This window comes from Microvirga massiliensis, from assembly GCF_001006805.1.
Classification (GTDB): Bacteria; Pseudomonadota; Alphaproteobacteria; order Rhizobiales; family Beijerinckiaceae; genus Microvirga; species Microvirga massiliensis.
Window position 1 is genome coordinate 154,703 of the sequence record NZ_LN811354.1, and the last position, 16,758, is coordinate 171,460.

13 protein-coding genes and 2 pseudogenes are annotated in these 16,758 nt (G+C 59.0%); 10 read left to right on the forward strand and 5 right to left on the reverse strand.

What is annotated here, in order from left to right; all coding sequences use genetic code 11:
* Positions 1-559: 559 nt before the first annotated feature.
* The gene (locus BN1233_RS46975; protein ID WP_154678269.1) at positions 560-721 is read right to left on the reverse strand and encodes a hypothetical protein; all 162 of its coding nucleotides are present in this window, start codon (positions 719-721) and stop codon (positions 560-562) included.
* A 594-nt stretch (positions 722-1,315) separates the two neighbouring features.
* On the opposite strand from BN1233_RS46975, the gene BN1233_RS16725 reads away from it, so the two are divergent.
* The 5 genes from BN1233_RS16725 (at position 1,316) to BN1233_RS46980 (ending at position 6,099) form a co-directional block, all read left to right on the forward strand.
* Positions 1,316-2,293: a hypothetical protein gene (locus tag BN1233_RS16725; protein ID WP_046864743.1), complete on the forward strand. Its 978-nt coding sequence runs from the start codon at positions 1,316-1,318 to the stop codon at positions 2,291-2,293.
* Between the two features lie 37 nt (positions 2,294-2,330).
* Complete coding sequence (locus BN1233_RS16730) at positions 2,331-3,857, forward strand: DUF5906 domain-containing protein (RefSeq protein ID WP_046864744.1); 1,527 nt, start codon at positions 2,331-2,333, stop codon at positions 3,855-3,857.
* A gap of 658 nt (positions 3,858-4,515) precedes the next feature.
* Positions 4,516-4,809 carry a hypothetical protein gene (locus BN1233_RS16735; protein ID WP_147707332.1) on the forward strand — a complete coding sequence of 98 codons (294 nt, stop codon included), beginning with the start codon at positions 4,516-4,518 and terminating at the stop codon, positions 4,807-4,809.
* A complete protein-coding gene (locus tag BN1233_RS16740; protein WP_046864746.1) occupies positions 4,809-5,174 on the forward strand; it encodes a hypothetical protein in 366 nt (121 codons plus the stop codon). The genes BN1233_RS16735 and BN1233_RS16740 overlap by 1 nt, the downstream gene beginning before the upstream one ends.
* Positions 5,175-5,565: 391 nt before the next feature.
* Positions 5,566-6,099, forward strand: coding sequence for a hypothetical protein (locus tag BN1233_RS46980; RefSeq protein ID WP_147707333.1), 534 nt, complete (start codon positions 5,566-5,568; stop codon positions 6,097-6,099).
* A 123-nt stretch (positions 6,100-6,222) separates the two neighbouring features.
* On the opposite strand, the gene BN1233_RS16750 is transcribed toward BN1233_RS46980, so the two are convergent.
* Positions 6,223-6,951 (reverse strand): SDR family NAD(P)-dependent oxidoreductase, encoded by a 729-nt coding sequence (locus BN1233_RS16750; RefSeq protein ID WP_046864748.1) that lies wholly within the window; start codon positions 6,949-6,951, stop codon positions 6,223-6,225.
* A gap of 140 nt (positions 6,952-7,091) precedes the next feature.
* Between BN1233_RS16750 and BN1233_RS16755 the strand changes: the two genes are divergently transcribed.
* Positions 7,092-7,484: a response regulator gene (locus tag BN1233_RS16755; protein WP_046864749.1), complete on the forward strand. Its 393-nt coding sequence runs from the start codon at positions 7,092-7,094 to the stop codon at positions 7,482-7,484.
* A 207-nt stretch (positions 7,485-7,691) separates the two neighbouring features.
* Here the strand turns inward: BN1233_RS16755 and BN1233_RS44730 are convergent, their stop codons facing one another.
* A complete protein-coding gene (locus BN1233_RS44730; RefSeq protein ID WP_342341652.1) occupies positions 7,692-7,865 on the reverse strand; it encodes an SWIB/MDM2 domain-containing protein in 174 nt (57 codons plus the stop codon).
* A 435-nt stretch (positions 7,866-8,300) separates the two neighbouring features.
* Here BN1233_RS44730 and BN1233_RS16765 point away from each other — a divergent pair, with 435 nt between their 5' ends.
* The gene (locus BN1233_RS16765; RefSeq protein WP_147707335.1) at positions 8,301-8,705 is read left to right on the forward strand and encodes an NUDIX domain-containing protein; all 405 of its coding nucleotides are present in this window, start codon (positions 8,301-8,303) and stop codon (positions 8,703-8,705) included.
* Between the two features lie 19 nt (positions 8,706-8,724).
* Here BN1233_RS16765 and recD2 read toward each other — a convergent pair.
* Positions 8,725-10,934, reverse strand: a pseudogene (recD2, locus tag BN1233_RS16770) (SF1B family DNA helicase RecD2).
* 479 nt (positions 10,935-11,413) lie between these two features.
* Here recD2 and BN1233_RS16775 point away from each other — a divergent pair.
* The 3 genes and pseudogenes from BN1233_RS16775 to BN1233_RS44735 all read left to right on the forward strand — a co-directional run.
* Positions 11,414-11,779: a GlsB/YeaQ/YmgE family stress response membrane protein gene (locus tag BN1233_RS16775; protein WP_082145504.1), complete on the forward strand. Its 366-nt coding sequence runs from the start codon at positions 11,414-11,416 to the stop codon at positions 11,777-11,779.
* A 376-nt stretch (positions 11,780-12,155) separates the two neighbouring features.
* A complete protein-coding gene (locus tag BN1233_RS16780) occupies positions 12,156-12,998 on the forward strand; it encodes a hypothetical protein (protein WP_046864752.1) in 843 nt (280 codons plus the stop codon).
* Between the two features lie 82 nt (positions 12,999-13,080).
* Positions 13,081-13,236, forward strand: a pseudogene (locus BN1233_RS44735) (DUF1259 domain-containing protein); the annotation flags it as partial.
* Between the two features lie 149 nt (positions 13,237-13,385).
* Here the strand turns inward: BN1233_RS44735 and BN1233_RS16785 are convergent.
* Positions 13,386-16,121 (reverse strand): 3-keto-alpha-glucoside-1,2-lyase-like domain-containing protein, encoded by a 2,736-nt coding sequence (locus BN1233_RS16785; protein WP_046864753.1) that lies wholly within the window; start codon positions 16,119-16,121, stop codon positions 13,386-13,388.
* Positions 16,122-16,758: the final 637 nt, after the last annotated feature.

Here is a 16,758-nt window from a genome sequence, read left to right on the forward strand (position 1 = left end):
CCCGAGCCAGCTCTCAGCACGGTCATATCCAAACCTTGGATGTCAACGGCACGACGTGTCAATTGAAAAACCCTCCCCGGTGGTAGACGGGAAGGGCCTGATCATTGTTGAAGCGGTGATGATGTTGAATTTCGTCATCTATATTTATAATTGTTCAATAGAAATTCTGCAATATAAGCCGACGCGAACACACGCTGTGTGGTTTCAACAAAGAGTTGCACACATAGTCTTGTAATTACCGTGTGAAGCTGAAAGCCTTTTTGCAACAGAACGCGTTGGATGAGGGGGCTGACCACATTTGCCACATCCCATTTGCCTTATCTATGTTATTTCTGACCTCTCTATTCAGGAAATTATTGTGGTATTTGTGGTCAAATAGCATGAGCCCCCGTCTGGCGAGGCATTCAGCTTCATCTCCTGACCACATCTCTCTGTGGCACTTCTGTGGTCGTGGCGCGAGTTTGTGGTTATCGTCCTCACCATATCCACGACCATGTTATACCGAGTCCCACTGATCAGAATCCATGCCTCATCATGAAGGCTCCGGTCGCTGGCTGGATCAGCCTATCCCGAGCCAATTCCGGAGGCGCTCTAGCGCGACTTTTCCCACATCCATATCGTTGGCGACCCAGATGATGGACGGAATTGCGACGGTCGCAGCGATCTCTTGCCAGTTCTTGCTGAAAAAGCGGCCGACCGCGCGGGCCGGTGCTACGGCCACCTTCACTTCCCGCTAGTAACTAGGGAGGTAAACCACCTCGTCTTTACCCTCAATCCTGATCCGCATTGAAGCCACGAACCGGAGACGGCGAGTGCCACTCCGCAGAGGGGTCCCCAGAAATCCCAGCGCGCGATCTGACCCGGCCGCACATACTGATTCTGGGAGTTGATCTCCTGGATCGAGAAGTCCTCCTCTTCGCCAACAAGGGCGACGCGCATCAACGGCGCAACTTCCAGCCGATCAACGTATGGGGTACCCCGGCCTCGTAGTCCCTCGCGCAGCGCCGCCACGGTCACCGTTGCATCGCCCAGACGGACCTCGATTGTCTGCCTGCGTCCCACCTCCATTCGATCGGGCGGGTTCCACAGGATCGCGCCCTGCACGCCCTCACCGCGATGCGAGGCAGCTTTCGGGAACTCTGACGATATATATTGCAGCAATTTCGGCCATCATTCTAAATACGATTAGACGAGGTTGGCGTGTGGTAGCGTTCTTGTCTGAAGAAGTAGGGATCGGCACAAACTTTTCGAGGCCGCTCCCCTTGTAGTCTACGTGACCCTTCCTCGCACCTACCACTGCGAGGGAGGGTTTTTGTTGAAGGAGATGATGCGTTACTCTCTGTTTGAAAGCTATGTTCGGACCGCCCCCATCGTTGTCGAGGTGGCCGATTGGTCGGACTTCGTGGCGGATATGGCTGACCTCACGGAGCACCGTAAGGCCAACGAGCATACGAAGAAGAAGGCAACACCATCCGTGTCCCCGGCCGTCTACGACAATGGCGGCACCCGGCTGAATGCGAACGTCACCGGGTGGGGTGGATGGGCTGCGCTCGATGTGGACAACGACCTGATCTACACGTCCATCGAGGACGCGCAGGCCGCGATGGAAGCGATGGGGCTGAGCTACCTCATCTATACCAGCACCAAGGCGAAGCCGAACCATCACCGCTTCCGGCTGATGTTTCCGTTGACCCGCGAACTCGATGCTGAGGAAGCTAAGACCGCCTGGAAGGCTCTGGTGCAATACTTCGCACCCGTTGGTCCCGACGCGTCATGCAAGGACATCAGCCGCATCTACGGGGCACCATCCTTCTTCGAGCCCGCCGAGGACGGCAATACCGATCCCTACAGTGTGTTCGAGTTTAAGATAGACGGTAATGCACTGAACATTGATGAGGTGCTGGCGGCCTATGTTCCGCCGTCCGAGCCCTCATGGACGCCACGGACCCCGGCCCCCTCCGAACCCTCGGAGAGTATGGACGCGCCGTCCTTCCCGTTTCCTGAGGCTCGCAAGACGATCCCCTACGGCTCGACCATCTACAGCAGCCCAGTGGTCCGCGCCGACTTCGTGAACGAATATCTGAATCTGCCAAAGGGGGCTCACCACCTTGGTCTCTATACATTCATGGCGCGGGTTGCGGGTCGCGCCAAGGCCAAGGGCTTCAGGCTCGATGTCAACGAACTGGTCGCTTACGCGCGCCAGTTGGACGGCATTTCCCCGATCAAGACGGCGAATGAACGTTGGACCCGCATCCGCACCGAAGCGGAGCGTGCCCTTCGGTTCGCCGGATAATAACCAAGCAATTTGCTGTTGAAGTGAGTTTTTGAGTATGACGATTTCGCCTCCCAAGACAGGCACTGGCATTCGCGCCAGCCTTGTCCAATCCTACGACTACACCCGTGATGCCGCCTGGACGAACCCGCAAGACCCGTCCCACGGCAACTTCGCAAAATTCAGCTACCTGACCGAATTTGCGGTACAGGTTGGCGACACCTACTACCTGCGCGACAAGTTCACGAGCCGGTGGACCAACCATGGATCGAACTCTTCGAATGCTCGCCGCATCCTGATGATGCAGCGGGGTGGCACGGTCCAAATCGGCGGTATCTGGCAGACTATCACGGCTGACGACATTAAGCTGTTCTTCTCGACCGGCCTGCTGCACCTAGAAGGCACGATCTACGCCCCTGGCTGCGGTGACTTCGTGATCTTCTCGGACGAAAAGCGCCTCAACACCTACGTGGACAAGCGGCTGGCTGGTGACACCGACCACCTCGCGAACACGGAAGAGTTCTTGAAGGTGATCCGGAACTCGTTATGCAATGAGCCGGATGAACTTCCGCTCGCGGCCATGCTGGACGAGATCAACTCCAACCGTCCGACCCCATTCCGGTGGGTAATCCACTGGCTTGCGGCCCGCTACCAGAAGCCGGGTTTTGCGCCGCAAACCAATCTCTGGTTTATCGGTAAGCGTCGTGGCACCGGCAAGGGAACGGTCATCTCGGCCATGCGTGAACTGCTGGGAGGCCAGACCGTGGGGAAGGCGTCCCAGGAGGACATCGCGAAGGGCTGGACGGATTGCTTCCTCCACAAGGAACTCATGGAGTGGGACGAGTTCAAGGCTTCGGGCGGCTGGCGTGACTTCAGCAACCTCCTGAAGGAGAAGACCGGCAATTCCACGCTCACCGTGAACCGGCGCAATGTCGGCGTCTCTACCCATCCGGCGGTTGCCATGCACATTTTCGCATCGAACGAGTCCAAGCCGATCCTCGTGGAGGAGCACGATCGGCAGAACACCTTCGTCGAGACCTGCGACGATCCGGCCTGGACGGCACGGGCCAAGGCGCTCTGGAACCAGACTACCCGTGAATTCGTGGACCCGAACATGATCTCCGGGTTCGCGGCGCTGCTGAACGAGATCACTATCGACATACCCTTCATCTGTGCTCCGCTAATGACCCCGAAGCGCGCCTACCTCCTCGGCATCTCGGAAGATTCGGTGAAGCGCTGGGTTGAGGGCGGCGGTGCCGACAGTTATCGCACTGACAAGCAGCCGTGTGGCGGAACTGTCGTATGGGAAGCTCTCTACAACGACTACAAGGTCTGGGTGCGCGACTATACCCACCACAAGCCGGAAGACCTCAAGGGCTTCAAGCAGACCATGAAAGATCACGGTTATGCAGCGAAGGACGATCCAGCCCTGAAGGTGAAGCAACCAGACGGCACGAGGAAGTCCATGCGCGTGGCGAAGCTCACGCTTCCAGCCCTCGAAGAGTTCGCTGATGACGTAGTGGACGTGTGGGCGATCTCCGATACCTTGCACGGGCTCCCCCGAAACGTGGTGTCGCTTCGCTGAGTCCGACTAAAGGAATGGACGGGCGAGAAGCCCGTCCAGGAAAATGGGACCTCGCAGGGTGACTTGCTTCTCACTATTGGATTGGCACGATCCGCCTAAGCGCCTGCTGAGAGCAGAGGGCCTTCAACGCCGCCTCCGGGCTATTTGTGGTCCTAGTCGTCTTCGATCGCTATAGCTATTGCTGCTCGGATATCAGTTCTTGAGCTTCCGATGCTTTGGCTACATAATTCGCGACGCGAAATGAACGAGGCAATTGACACCCGCTTCCTTCGAGCGAGAAAACTGGCTCGCTGATATTCGGCTCAGAGACGTGAATTTGCCATTTAAAGAGCGCTTACTCGCGGTATGACATCGTCCTGCACCTCACCAAGAAGCAGCGCACCCGCCTGCGGTCGGCGGCTTGACGATCCTCTAACGACTGTATGTGCCCCGTCTGATCGACCCTGAAAACGTGGGTGCACAGCAACATCGCCTATTGATCCTCCGATGGCATGGGTGGCCCACCATCTCAAGAAGGATAGAAGTTTATAATCAGCATGCATCCGCTGCGAAAATATCGACAGCAACAAGCCCGCTGAAATAGATTTTGTTCATCGGCCATGAGTGCCGTTTATTTTTAGGGACTATTTTTATGACTTTTCCATACGAACATATGATCATGACGGCAGGCTTCAGCCTGTATGACGCAGCAGAGGCCGCGCACGAACTCGCACTCATCACATCCGGGTTACTTGGTCCTGAGGGCAAGACCTGGACTCTCGATGTCAAAGAGAATGCGATGATCCTCCGCTTCAAGGAGTATGATGATCTCAAGCACTTGCGTCAGCGCCTCAACGAACTCCTACCTCCAAGTGCCAGCCTCGATGCGGAAGGGCTGAACTTCGAGGACTTCACGAATCACGTCGTAGCGCGCGATCCGCACCATTGTGAAACACCAGGGGAGGCTGCCTGATGACGGCCCCACTCGATAGGCCAGACTGGATGCTGGACATCCTCACAATGTCACCCGTCGCGGACCTCGCGCGGCTCCATCCGGAACGCACCTACGTCCACACGATTCCTTTCGAGATGCTCCGTGCGGAGGAGCATGAGATAACTCATGCTTTGAGCCTCGGCGACTACCGCAAAGCGGATTGGGTGAAACCCCTCCCGACAGCCGTTGATACCCTGATCGACGACCTTCATGACATTGCTATCGAGCGGGAAATCGACGGTTACCCGGTGGGTTGCAACATTAGTGCGAACGGAGACCTGGAGGTCACCATGGTCTTCGCCAGCGTCGTTGACATGGCGCACTTCAAACTCGCGCTTCCGTGATGATCGGGACGGCCTGGGGGATCGTCCTCCGGGCCGCTCCATCACGCCGCCAGGGTCTCGGAACTGTTCTTCTCCACCGCCATTGACCGCGCGATCCGCATGACCGAGGTGGTGCTCGCTCCTGTCTCGCGGGCCGTTGCCCAGATGTTTCGATCCGTCATCAGTATCACAGTGGTTCTCGCACCGTCACACCCGGTAACGATGCCGGGTCGAGCCGAAGTTCGAGGATTTCTCGGGAACCGCTGAATAATACTGACAATGGGGTGTGCGGCGAGATAAACAAAGATCATTGCAAATTTCGCGGGCGCTTTGCTCCGAAATTACCGTTGGCGGTTTTCTCGCCATCGAGCAGAACTTCTGTATCTAACATCCCTATTTTAAGGCAATCTTCGTGAATAATATTTTTTTAAAAAGCTTTTCCTCCGAGAAACTTGCGGACCAGATCGCGATCTTTGACTTCGCTGCGGAGCGCCTCCTTGCGGGCGTTCAGGCCCCTCCCCAAGCAAAAGTGAGCTTCATTTCAGGACGCCACCAGAAAGTTTATAAACCCTTAGAGCATGAGGGCCTGACAGTTCTGGGACTCTGCCGCCGCGAAGTAAAGCGCAATGCCAACGCTGACATTGCGGATGTCCCTAGCCTTATCGGCAAGCTCTCGCCGTACGGCTGCGATGGAGGCGAGCTTCTGGCTCGGCTCTTTGCGGCGCGGTTCTGCAAGCCGCTTGGCCCATATGCGGACATACTCCTCGATGAACTGCGCGAAACTGATCAGGAACTTGTGTTCCAAATCAACCAACTCAGTGACGAAATCTATGTATCGCGCACAGCGGATGCGAGCCCGCTTCGGTTTGCCGATCTCGACAGTTATCTCAACTCCACAAAAGAGTTAGGATGCAAGCTCCTGCGTGGTCAGAAATTCGGACTGTGATTACACACTGAATCGTCTGACCCATGGCGATTCATAGTGGAGGCACGGACAAACTTGGCCTGGGAAGCTCCAGGCCAAGTGCGCATGGGCAGGGATGAAGGCGTCGGGAGGTCCCAACCTAACTCAATAGGTCGCCCGACCACCCGACAGATCGAACACCGCGCCCGTGTTGAACGAGCACGCCTCCGAGCACAGCCACAGGACGAGGTCGGCCACCTCGTTGACGGTGCCCAGGCGCTTCATCGGGCTTTTCGCGATCATGGTCTCTACCATCTCGGGGGCCATCTGCTCCAGGATGTCGGTCTTGATCGCGGCTGGAGCAACGCTGTTCACGCGGATGCTCGTGTCGGCCAATTCCTTGGCGAGCGACTTCGTAAAGGCGATCACGCCTGCTTTGGCGGCGGAGTAGGCCGAGAGGTTCGGAGTGCCTTCCTTGCCCGCGAGTGAGGCGATGTTGACGATCCGGCCCCAGCCCGAGCGCCGCATGACCGGCACGACCTGACGCGAGACCTCGAAGACGCCCGTAAGGTTCACCTCGACCACACGCCGCCATTGCACAGGATCGATCTCCTCGACCGAAGAGGAGTCGCCCGTAAAGCCCGCATTGTTCACGAGGATGTCGATCCCGGAGGCTCCGGCAAGCACCTGCTTGATGGCGCGGGCGATTTGGTCGGAGTTCGTGACATCAACCGCCGCGAAGCCCATTTCATCTAGGCCCTGGGGCGGGGCGATATCCCAGACCCAAGTCTGTGCGCCAGAGCCTGTCAGTTGCTCCGCAATGGCGCGGCCAATGCCGTTCGAGCCGCCTGTGACTACGGCTGTCCGACCCGACAGATCGTATGAGACTGGCATGAGTCCATCCGAAGTGGTGGACGTGCACTATAGCTGGCAGAGGGAGAGCGTCGCCACTGCCCTTGGGCCTTCATTTCCTGGACGAAGGTGGGAACTCGTGCCGCTGGCAACGATTCCCCTAAGGGATCAGGGGATGCAGCATGGAAGCCCATAATTTTGGCGCACGCGCGACGGTTTTGCTGGTGGAGCATGAGCCTGTGATCCGCACGCGCGTGGCCGTCTTCTTGGGCGAGGCAGGCTTCGAGGTCGTCGAGGCGGAGAGCCCGGAGGCGGTGTGGAGCATCCTTGAGGCTCGGCCCGATGTGCGGGTCATGGTGGCCGATCTCGACGTGGCTGAGGGAACGGACGGCCTGGAGCTTGCGCGAAGCGTCCACCTCCGGTGGCCGTCGATCGGGCTGGTCATCACCTCGGGCCGGGTTCGGCATCTGCGCCCTGCTGACGTGCCCGGCAACGGTAGCTTTCTCCCACGCCCCCTTCCGGCAGACACTCTGCTGCACGAGGTCAGAATGGCTGCCCAGCAGCGCGCGGCCTGAGGACGAGCCAAGTCGGATATTTTTCCTCCCAAACTCCTGCCGTTCCAGTGACCTGACCGTCCGTGCCTGCCTGACATGGCTCGGGACGGGCACAAACTGGTCATGAGCGCCAAACCCTTCACCAGAGCGACCATTGGGCCGTTTCGATCTCCCCTTGAGGCCGTTACGCGACCGTGTCAGATGATGCGCGAATTGGTCAGTGATGCTCTACGACAGGTGTCGCGCGAGTTGCTTGCTCATCTCGAACATGATGACCTTTTTCTGTCCGAAGATCGGTTCAAGCTTGTGGTCGGCCAGAATCTCGCGGTTGTTCACTGGGTTCTGGAGATCGTGGTTCTTGATGTAGTCCCACATCCGGTTGACCACAGCCGGGTGTGACAAGGGGACGGAACTTCTCCCGAACCATTCCGAAGGCATGATCGTTCCTTACCTGTCCGGAATCCGAGTTTCCGCAACGGCAATGTCCGCATCCAAGCTTTAGGAGACTGAGTTCGACATGGCAAAGAACCCTTGGCTGAGCCTCTGGCTAAGTGCGGCAAACACCTGGGCCGGTGCCGCTCGTGGCTTCTGGACGGCAGAGATGCACCGTCAGCAGAAGACCATGTTGAACGAGATGACGCGACCGACAGCCCGCCCTGCAACCAAGACCCGCTCGCTCAAGAAAACGCCAACGCGTGGGCGAAGGAAGCCCGGAGGACGATCCTAACACGGCTCATCCTCGATCTTCCTCCCTTCTGCCTTCCTGACCTGTATCCACTTCCGCCCGGACCCTCGATGTATTCAGTGTAGCTGGCCGCAAGCCAGAACGGCGTGGAGATGACTCGCTACGACAACACTCCCACAGTCGTGGTCGTGCTGGTTCCTCTTCGAGGCGGCCTGCTGATGATCCGTCGTGCTCTTCCTGGCGAAGGTCACGGCAAGCTCGCACTTCCGGGTGGCTACCAGATGCTCGGTCAGACATGGCAGGAAGCCGGTGCGTGCGAAGTTCTGGAAGAGACGGGCGTCGCGGTTATCCCTGAGACCCTTCGGGTTGTGGCAGTGGAGACCACCCCGGACCGGAGGCAGAATCTGCTCTTCTGTCAGAGTCCTGCCGTCGAGCACGAGGGCGCATTCGTCCATGACGCGGAGGTCTCGGAGGTGCTCGTCATTCACGAGCCGGTCGAAACAGCATTCCCTCTGCACACCCGCATGGTCAGGGCGTTCTTTGAGCGGGCGCTGTAAAGATCAGTGTGTCATCGCCCTAAACCTGTCGGGTTGACGACAGCCACTCCCGGAGCTTGGTCCAGGGCGGCTTCATCTGCCCGCCACGAACGGCAATGCCGATCGCCTTCTTCTGTCCGACCAGCACGACGAGCCGCTTGCCTCGGGTCACACCCGTATAGAGGAGATTGCGGGCCAGCATCTGGTAGTGCTGTGTCACGACCGGGATCACCACTGCCGGGTATTCGGAGCCCTGCGACTTGTGGATCGTGGTCGCAAAGGCAGGCACCAGGGTGTCGAGTTCCCCGAAAGGGTAGACGACCTCACGGCCCTCAAAGTTCACGATGACTGCGCCTTCGTCATCATCAATGCGGTCCACAGTTCCGAGATCGCCGTTGAAGACTTCCCGGTCATAATCGTTCTGCGTCTCCATCACCCGATCACCGGGCGAAAAGCGCCAGCCGAAGCGCTCCACGGTGGCAGGCGGGCTCGGGTTCAGGACCCGCTGGAGTTCGTGATTGAGATTGCGCGCACCGAGCACACCCCGGTTCATCGGGCAGAGAACCTGAACATCTTTCAGGGGATTAAGCCCGAACCGGCGCGGGATGCGGTTGGTGACGACCTCAATGAGCTTGAAGACACCCTCGTCAGGATCACTGATCTCGACAACGTAGAAGTCGCTATCCTCGCCCTTCGGGGCGGGCTCCGGCATCTGGCCGGTGTTGATCCGGTGGGCGTTCACCACGATCCGGCTCTCGGCAGCCTGCCGGAACACCTCCGTGAGCCGCGCCACCGGAATGGACCCCGAGCCGATCAGGTCGGCCAGCACCTGCCCTGGTCCGACCGAGGGTAGCTGGTCCACGTCACCGACGAACAGCAGACCCGCTTCTTCAGGGACCGCCCTGGTGAGCGCATTCATGAGTGGCACGTCTACCATCGAGGTCTCGTCCACGACGAGGAGATCGCAGTCGAGCGGGTTCTCCTCGTTTCGCGAGAAGCCGCCATGCTTGGGATCGATCTCCAGGAGCCGGTGGATGGTCTTGGCCTCCAGTCCGGTCTGCTCGGTCATGCGCTTCGCGGCCCGGCCTGTAGGGGCTGCCAGCAGCACGCGCACGCCCTTCGCGACCAGGATGCGCAGAATGGTGTCCAGCGTGCTGGTCTTCCCCACGCCAGGACCACCGGTCATGACCGCCACCTTGGAGGTGAGCACGAGCCGCACGGCCTCACGCTGGGAGGGCGAGAGGGTCTTGCCGGTCCGGCCCTCCACCCACGGCAGAGCCTTGTCGAGATCAATCGCAGGCCAGGGCGGAGCCCCTCCGGCTCGTGTCAGGAGCCGCTCGGCAATCGCCCTTTCGGCCCCGTGCAGGCCCTTCAGAAAAATGCAAGTCTCACTGCCCACGGTATCGGCAAGGACGGCTTCGCCTCGCTGTAGCTCCTCCGAGATTGCCGTCTCGATCAACCCGGCGTCCACCTCCAGGAGACGCTGGGCCAGGGTGGTGAGCATCGCGATCGGCAGAGCACAGTGGCCCTCGTCGGTCGCGGTCTGAAGTGCGAACGACACGCCCGCCCGGAGCCGCTGGGGGCGGTCTTCTCCATCCCGAGCTTGGCCGCGATGGCATCCGCTGTCCTGAAGCCGATGCCGCGCACGTCCCGCGCCAGCCGATACGGGTCCTCGGTCATGACCTGGATGGCCTCATAGCCATAGGTCTTGAAGATGCGAACCGCGCGTGCGGTGCCGACCCCATGGGCGTGCAGGAAGATCATGATCTCCCGCACGGCTTTCTGCTCGCTCCAGCCTGCGACGATCTTCGAGGCCCGCCAGGGGCCAATCCCCGGCACCTCCGTGAGCCGATCAGGATTGTCCTCGATGATCTCGAAGGTATCCTCGCCGAAGGCCGCCACAATGCGCTTCGCCATCGCGGGGCCGATGCCGCGCATCTGGCCCGACGCGAGATACTTCTCGATGCCCTCGGCCCCGGTTGGGGGAGTGGTCTTGAGCACCTCGGCCTTGAACTGGAGCCCGTGCGTGCGGTCGCTGATCCAGAGCCCGCTGGCCGTGATCCACTCGCCTGCGGAAACCGCAGGGGTGTGGCCGACCACCGGGACTAGATCGCGCTTGCCCCGTGCGTGCACCTTGAGGACGGCAAAGCCGGTCTCGGGATTGTGGAAGGTGACGCGCTCGACCGAGCCCGCGAGGGTCTCCAGGATAGGTCTCTGATCCGCCTGGGGCGGCCGGAACATCTGGTTCATACTGTCTGCCAGGAGGCGTTCCCGGCCCCTTCTTTTCCTTGCGCGGCACGGCCGACGAAGTGGGTCACCTCTGCTCCCCGTTCACCCCGCCTCGGACTCCCTGTAGCGACCTCATGGTCGGTCCTCAGGAAGTTCGAAGCGAGCGGCAGAAGGCGATGCCGTCCCTTGACCTATTCCTATGTTCTATGTTTGTTCTTTTTGCGACGCAGAGCAAGATGGCAAGAAAGGCCAAGCAGACGTGGTTCGCACCGGATCAGGCTGAACGCTCGCCGCGCCGGGTGAGCCCGAGCAAGCAGATTCGAGAGCGACAGGCTCAAGCCAAACGCGAGGGACTCGAAGCTCAGATGCTGACCTGAAGAGAGTGAAACCAGGGAACTGCCCCTGCCAACCGTGAGCACGTCGAGACAGACGAGGCGCTCCGGGCCGCGAGCGCGAAGCTGATCCTGGATAGTTTCTCCACAGCCATCCATATCGAGGACATGGCGAAAGCATCCAAGCGCAATCGAGGTCATACGCGAGGCCCGCGCAAAGCCCCTGAGCCAACGGGCGCTCGGCTGCCGATCCGCATCAGCGTCGATCGGGAGGCCCTTACCGCGTTGGACAAACGAGCCCTGGCTGTCCAGGTCGGGATCGGCGTTGTGGCAGGCTGGCTGGCAAGCTGGCTGGTCGGTGGCTCAGGTCTTCTCCAATATGTGATCACCGGGCTTGCGGGATCACTCGTCGGCGGCTTTCTTCTGGAGCGCTTTGGCATTGATCTCGGGATTCGCAACGAGACCGCCAGCCGGATTGCCACCGCGACGATCGGAGCAGTTGTGGTCGTCCTGGTCGCTCGCCTTGTCGGTTGACAACGCTCTGGTGCTTTCAACCGCTTGATCCGGTCGCGGGACTTGAGGACAGGCGGCATAGGCGTGGTGGCTTGTTAGAAACGACGCCTTTTTGTTTCCTGACATGCCTGTGACGATTGCTCCGCGCCCCACTTGTGCGGACGACTACGCCTTTGCCCTTAGGCTCTACGTTGAGACGATCAAATCTCTCGCAAGGACCTGGATCGAGTGGGTCGCCGTGCCTGCCTCATCGTCCCAGCGTGTTTCCATCTGATCTGAGATTTGCGTCGTTTCAGGATGATGCTCGAAGGTGCTGTCCCACACTCCGAAAACCACCTGTCTAAGCTATTATGGGTCGGACCCTGATCCGATATCTGCTCAAACGTGTGAGGCAGACATGTCCGCGACACGTGACAAGGCACGCCAAATCCTGGATGGCGCTTTGCCAGAAAACAAGATCATCACGTCTAATGGTGCAACTGCCGACAAATATGCTGAGATGACTGGTCTCACGCATAAGCGACTGACCGATAACTGGGCATCCGGCGGCATCATGACGGGCTGCAACGGCTTCACTGGCTGGTACGGCGCGAAAATGGGTTCAAAGAAATATCTGGGTGGCTTTGATCTGAAGAAGATCGTCAAGGACGCAGGCAAGGAGAGCGCCTGGATCAAGTCAACCCAAGACAATCGACCGCGATACGGTGACATTCTTCGACATGCCTCGTTCCACGTTGACGTTGCGCTTGATTTTGACGGTGATGTCCTCATCCGCGCTGCCGGAGGTCAGGGCGGCAAGGCAGTAGGGTGCGACATCATCAAGCGCGTTCGGGGTAAGACGAGCTACAACCCCAGCGCGTTGGAGGGCTGGATCGACATCGACATCTATTTTGGTGATGACGCCAGACCGGCTCTGATACCCGACTGGAGTTGGCTTATCGGTTGGTGGGAGGTTAAGGACAGAGGCGAGACCTACTATTACTATTTCTTCCCTTCAGGGGTTGTTCAATACACGACGAGTCCAGCCTTGCTGAACAAGTGCCCGAATCTTGGAAACGAGGAAACCGGAAGATTCAGCATTGATCAATACCGGAATATCGCGATTACGTGGAACGTTCCGGATTACCCGCGAGAAGCTTTCTTGCCTGCCGATCCTCAAACATCGCTACGGCGGCTGACCGGGACGCTTCCCGATTATCCGACTGCTTTGCCGTTTCCGGCCGCCAAAATTGGGTCGTAATCGCAGAAACCTTGCGCCGGATGATGTCCCGGAGCAGGCACGCGGAGTGGACGCGACTACGACCACTCACGGACAAACTTGACGGATCAATGGCATCGAGGTCACGGCTCTCCACAACCATATGCTGGGTGACGAGCCGAGACTGTTCTTCATGCATTTCTGGGCCAGCGATGATGCCGCGAAGCTCGCGAAGGGGCTGAAAGCCGCCTTGGGTCGGGTCAAAGCTGCCAGGGGCTGATCCGACACAACGCAATCCCGATGTGACTGCCACATTCGCGGTCTGCTGCGGAACTGGCTAAGTACATCAGCCCTACCAAAGTCATCCATGTCCAGGTCGGCTGTAATGGAAACTCGTTAGCGTCCATCACAGCCGATCTCGTTGACGGGTCAGCCCTTTATATGAATCGTGCGGTAAGCCACTTGGCTTCCCGGATACGCCTGAATGCCGACGTATCCTGGTCCTTGGCCGCGAAGTGGATCGGTGTTGTCGTACCGAGTTGTCTGCTTACTCTCGCCTGTCTCAGTGTTGGTGAGCTTGACTGTGAAGAGATTCCCTTGGGCTGTAATCTCGTATTCGAACCAGACATCCTTGATCAGCTTTGGACCACTTGCGTCGTATTCCTGCCAGCGCTCTTCGTTGCGGTCCAAGTGCCATATCCGGTCACCAGCCGGAATGTTGTAGATCGCACCAGTGCGATGCCGCCATAAGCCGTCCTTCTCCGGGATACCCCAGAAGTCGATGCTGCTATCGCCGCGCGCATTGTCGTCGATCTGAACCTCAAACCCCGAGTGAATGGGGCGGAGCACCGGATTGTCTCGGACAGCCTGCTTTTCCGCATCCGAAAGTCGGTTCATGAGCGCTGCGTCTAGCGGATGTCGCGGGTGGGCAAACCGGATGTATACGCCACTGTTGTGGTGGTCCGGGTTGAAGATGCGGAACTGGAGTTTGAGCGTGAAGTCCTTGAACGCCTTCTTCGTATAGAAGAACAGCGTAAGCCCGGAGTCGCCGTAGCTCACAAGCTCGCCGTTCAGGTGAGCAAACCCAGTGCCGTCTGGGCCGACCTTGCTCCATGCCTTCACCGACGCAGCCGTCCCATCGAAGAGTGCCGTCCAACCTGCCGGGGCGGGAAAGGTCTTCGCGCGGGGCAGCACATCCCGGCTCAACTTGTCAGCCGTGCGTCGTGCGAGTGCGACCCCAGTCAACATCGGATTCGGCGACCCGACTGTCGGGAAGATCGCAGGCGAGGCAACGTAGCAGTTTCGCGTGTCGTGAATGCAACCATAGATATCCGTCACGCCGTCTGCTGCATTCTTGCTCATCCAGAGTGTGCCCGCATCGTGGTGGGTGGTGCCGAGATTGTCACGGCGATTATCCCACGGCAGGAGAGCCTTAAGATCGTTCGCGGTCGCATTTTTCGTCACGGAGATGACGTTTTTCTTTGGGCCGGGTTCATTTGTGATGATTTCAAATGGCTCACCAGCCGCGAACAGCACAGCGAGCTTATCGGAGCACTCATCCATGGCGTCCCAGAGCTTCCGGTCGATCTTGGTCTGATTGCTTCCGGGGAAGACCTCAGGCTTTGCCTTCGCGTTACCCAGACTGACAACTGCTTTCGCACGCCCATTCTCCGTGAGAGTTGGGTCAAGGTCGATGTGGCTGTCGGGATTACCAGGGCACATCTCGCCGATGCCGCGTATCGTAATCACGACGTGGGTGTCGTCCGCGCGGAGAAGTGCATCCATGTGCTCAAGGGTTGGAATTTTCTTGAAAAGCTCGGCCTCGCTATCGACTCCGAGGTTGTTCAGCCCTGACGCTGTGATCTGGAAGTGGAAGTAGCGGTGCTGTCCTTCGATGAGGGCGCGGCCTTTGACGAGCAGCGCCGAGACTTGCAGGGCATTGGTCAGCGTCGCAGGCAGATGCTGCTCGATTGACTTTTTGGGAACCCGGATGGTGAGGTTGGAGCGTAGGTGCGCGACGAGGTTCTTGCCCATCCGACTGGCAGCCCGCCAGCTTAGTGACTGCTGGAAGGTGAGCTTCGCAAGCCGGGTGCTCTCGACAGTGCCAAGCGCGATAATGACGGCGCTGTCGAAGCCATTTTGCGGGGGCGCGAGCGAGATCGTCTTCTCAGCGCCATTATCGAGGACGCGAACGCCGGTCACGCGGACCGTGTTATCGGCCAATGTTTCGGTGATGAGATCGAGCACGTTGACCTTTGGCACGACCATGAGCCGCTTGCGGGCATCGCCCTGCGGCCCGATTCCATCCGCCTCGGCTGTGGCGAGCCGAGCCGAGCAGGTGAGGATCGGCACCGTGCTGAACTTGTTACCGGGAAACTGCCCTGGCGCGGCTTGACTCTGAACGGCCAACGGCGCTTCGAGCTTGAACAGTTCCCGTAGCTTGGGTTCCGGTGTCGCATCCCCCTGAGGCAGCCCGAGCCAGTCTCGCAGCACATCGGCGTTGATCGGGCCTTGTGTAGCCGGGTCGTGATAGCGTACTGCCGGATGTTCGGGCAGATCGGCAAAACTGAGGCCGGTGATTGCTGGGTTAGCGTTCAGGCCAGCATGCAATTGCTTGCGAAGCGCGACATGCAACGGCCCATAGATGAAGTCGTTGGTCTCGGTAACCCCGATCAGATCACTGCTCTGCCAGAAGTATCCCCGCTCGTTATTCGGGAACAACATTGCACGGAGATCGTCCATCACCTCCTTGGGCCATGTCTTGGTCTCATCCTCGAATAGCTCGGGTGACCAGCCGCCCCATGACAGGGAGCGTCCACCGATGGCGAAGAGCAGCCCTTTATAGTCCAGCGCCGAATGGCTCTCCCAAGGGGTCCGCATATCGGGCACGCCGCCATTCAGGTAGTTTGTGTTCTGGACGTGCTCGGGCAGCACGAACGGCCCGGCTTCTAAGACAAGGATGCGTCGGGCGCGCGTCGAATCGTTTTCGAACAGTCGCTGAGCGACTGCCGCACCGAATGTGCCGCCGCCGATGACAATGACATCGAAGAGAGAATCGTGGCCGCCGACGACTTCGGCTGCGCTCTCGACCGCCTCCTGGAAGGTGTTGCAGAGGTGACGCCCCATGTTGTCCAGGGTGAATGTCGTGGTTTCTGAGCCAAGCATTTCTTCTGCTCCGAGCAGTGATGGGAATGGGCTCTATCGACTGAAAGCGGGTATGCTGCGGTTTACTAGCTGCAAAGCGTTGGTTTTGTCGGATTGATCTGTCGCCATGCTCAGTCGGTCGAGCGATAATGACGCTATCGGAACGCTACAATACCGAGAGTTACACAGTGTGCTATGCTGAGCATCTGCGGGGCGTCAGGCCGTTATAGAACCTATAAAGCTTTTGGCATCAGAGACGATGTCATCCCTGCATGTTATTGCTGCCCTTATCTCGCGCTGCTGAATTCTGTAGGTAGCAGCATCGAGAGGGTATCAACTCTGATTGGAGCGCTGAGTGAAACAATTCACACATAAGGGGGTATGTTGCCCGCAAGACGAACTTGTCTAACTACCTCGACTGACAAGTGTGACTCGGCAGCCGAGAATAGCTCCCACCGGCTCGCTCTAAGAGCGGAGGTCCAGCCCACTTAACATCCGGCGGGGTCTGGTGTTCGCGTCGGCGGCAATCGGTTCGGTCTGAACCCTGGTCACATGGCCCGTGCTCCTCATCGCTCTGGCGCAGCGCCTCCATTCGCTCGGGTTTGAACACCCGTCCCATAGGTCCATCGGCGGGCCGGTCAACCTCGTCCTCCGGAAC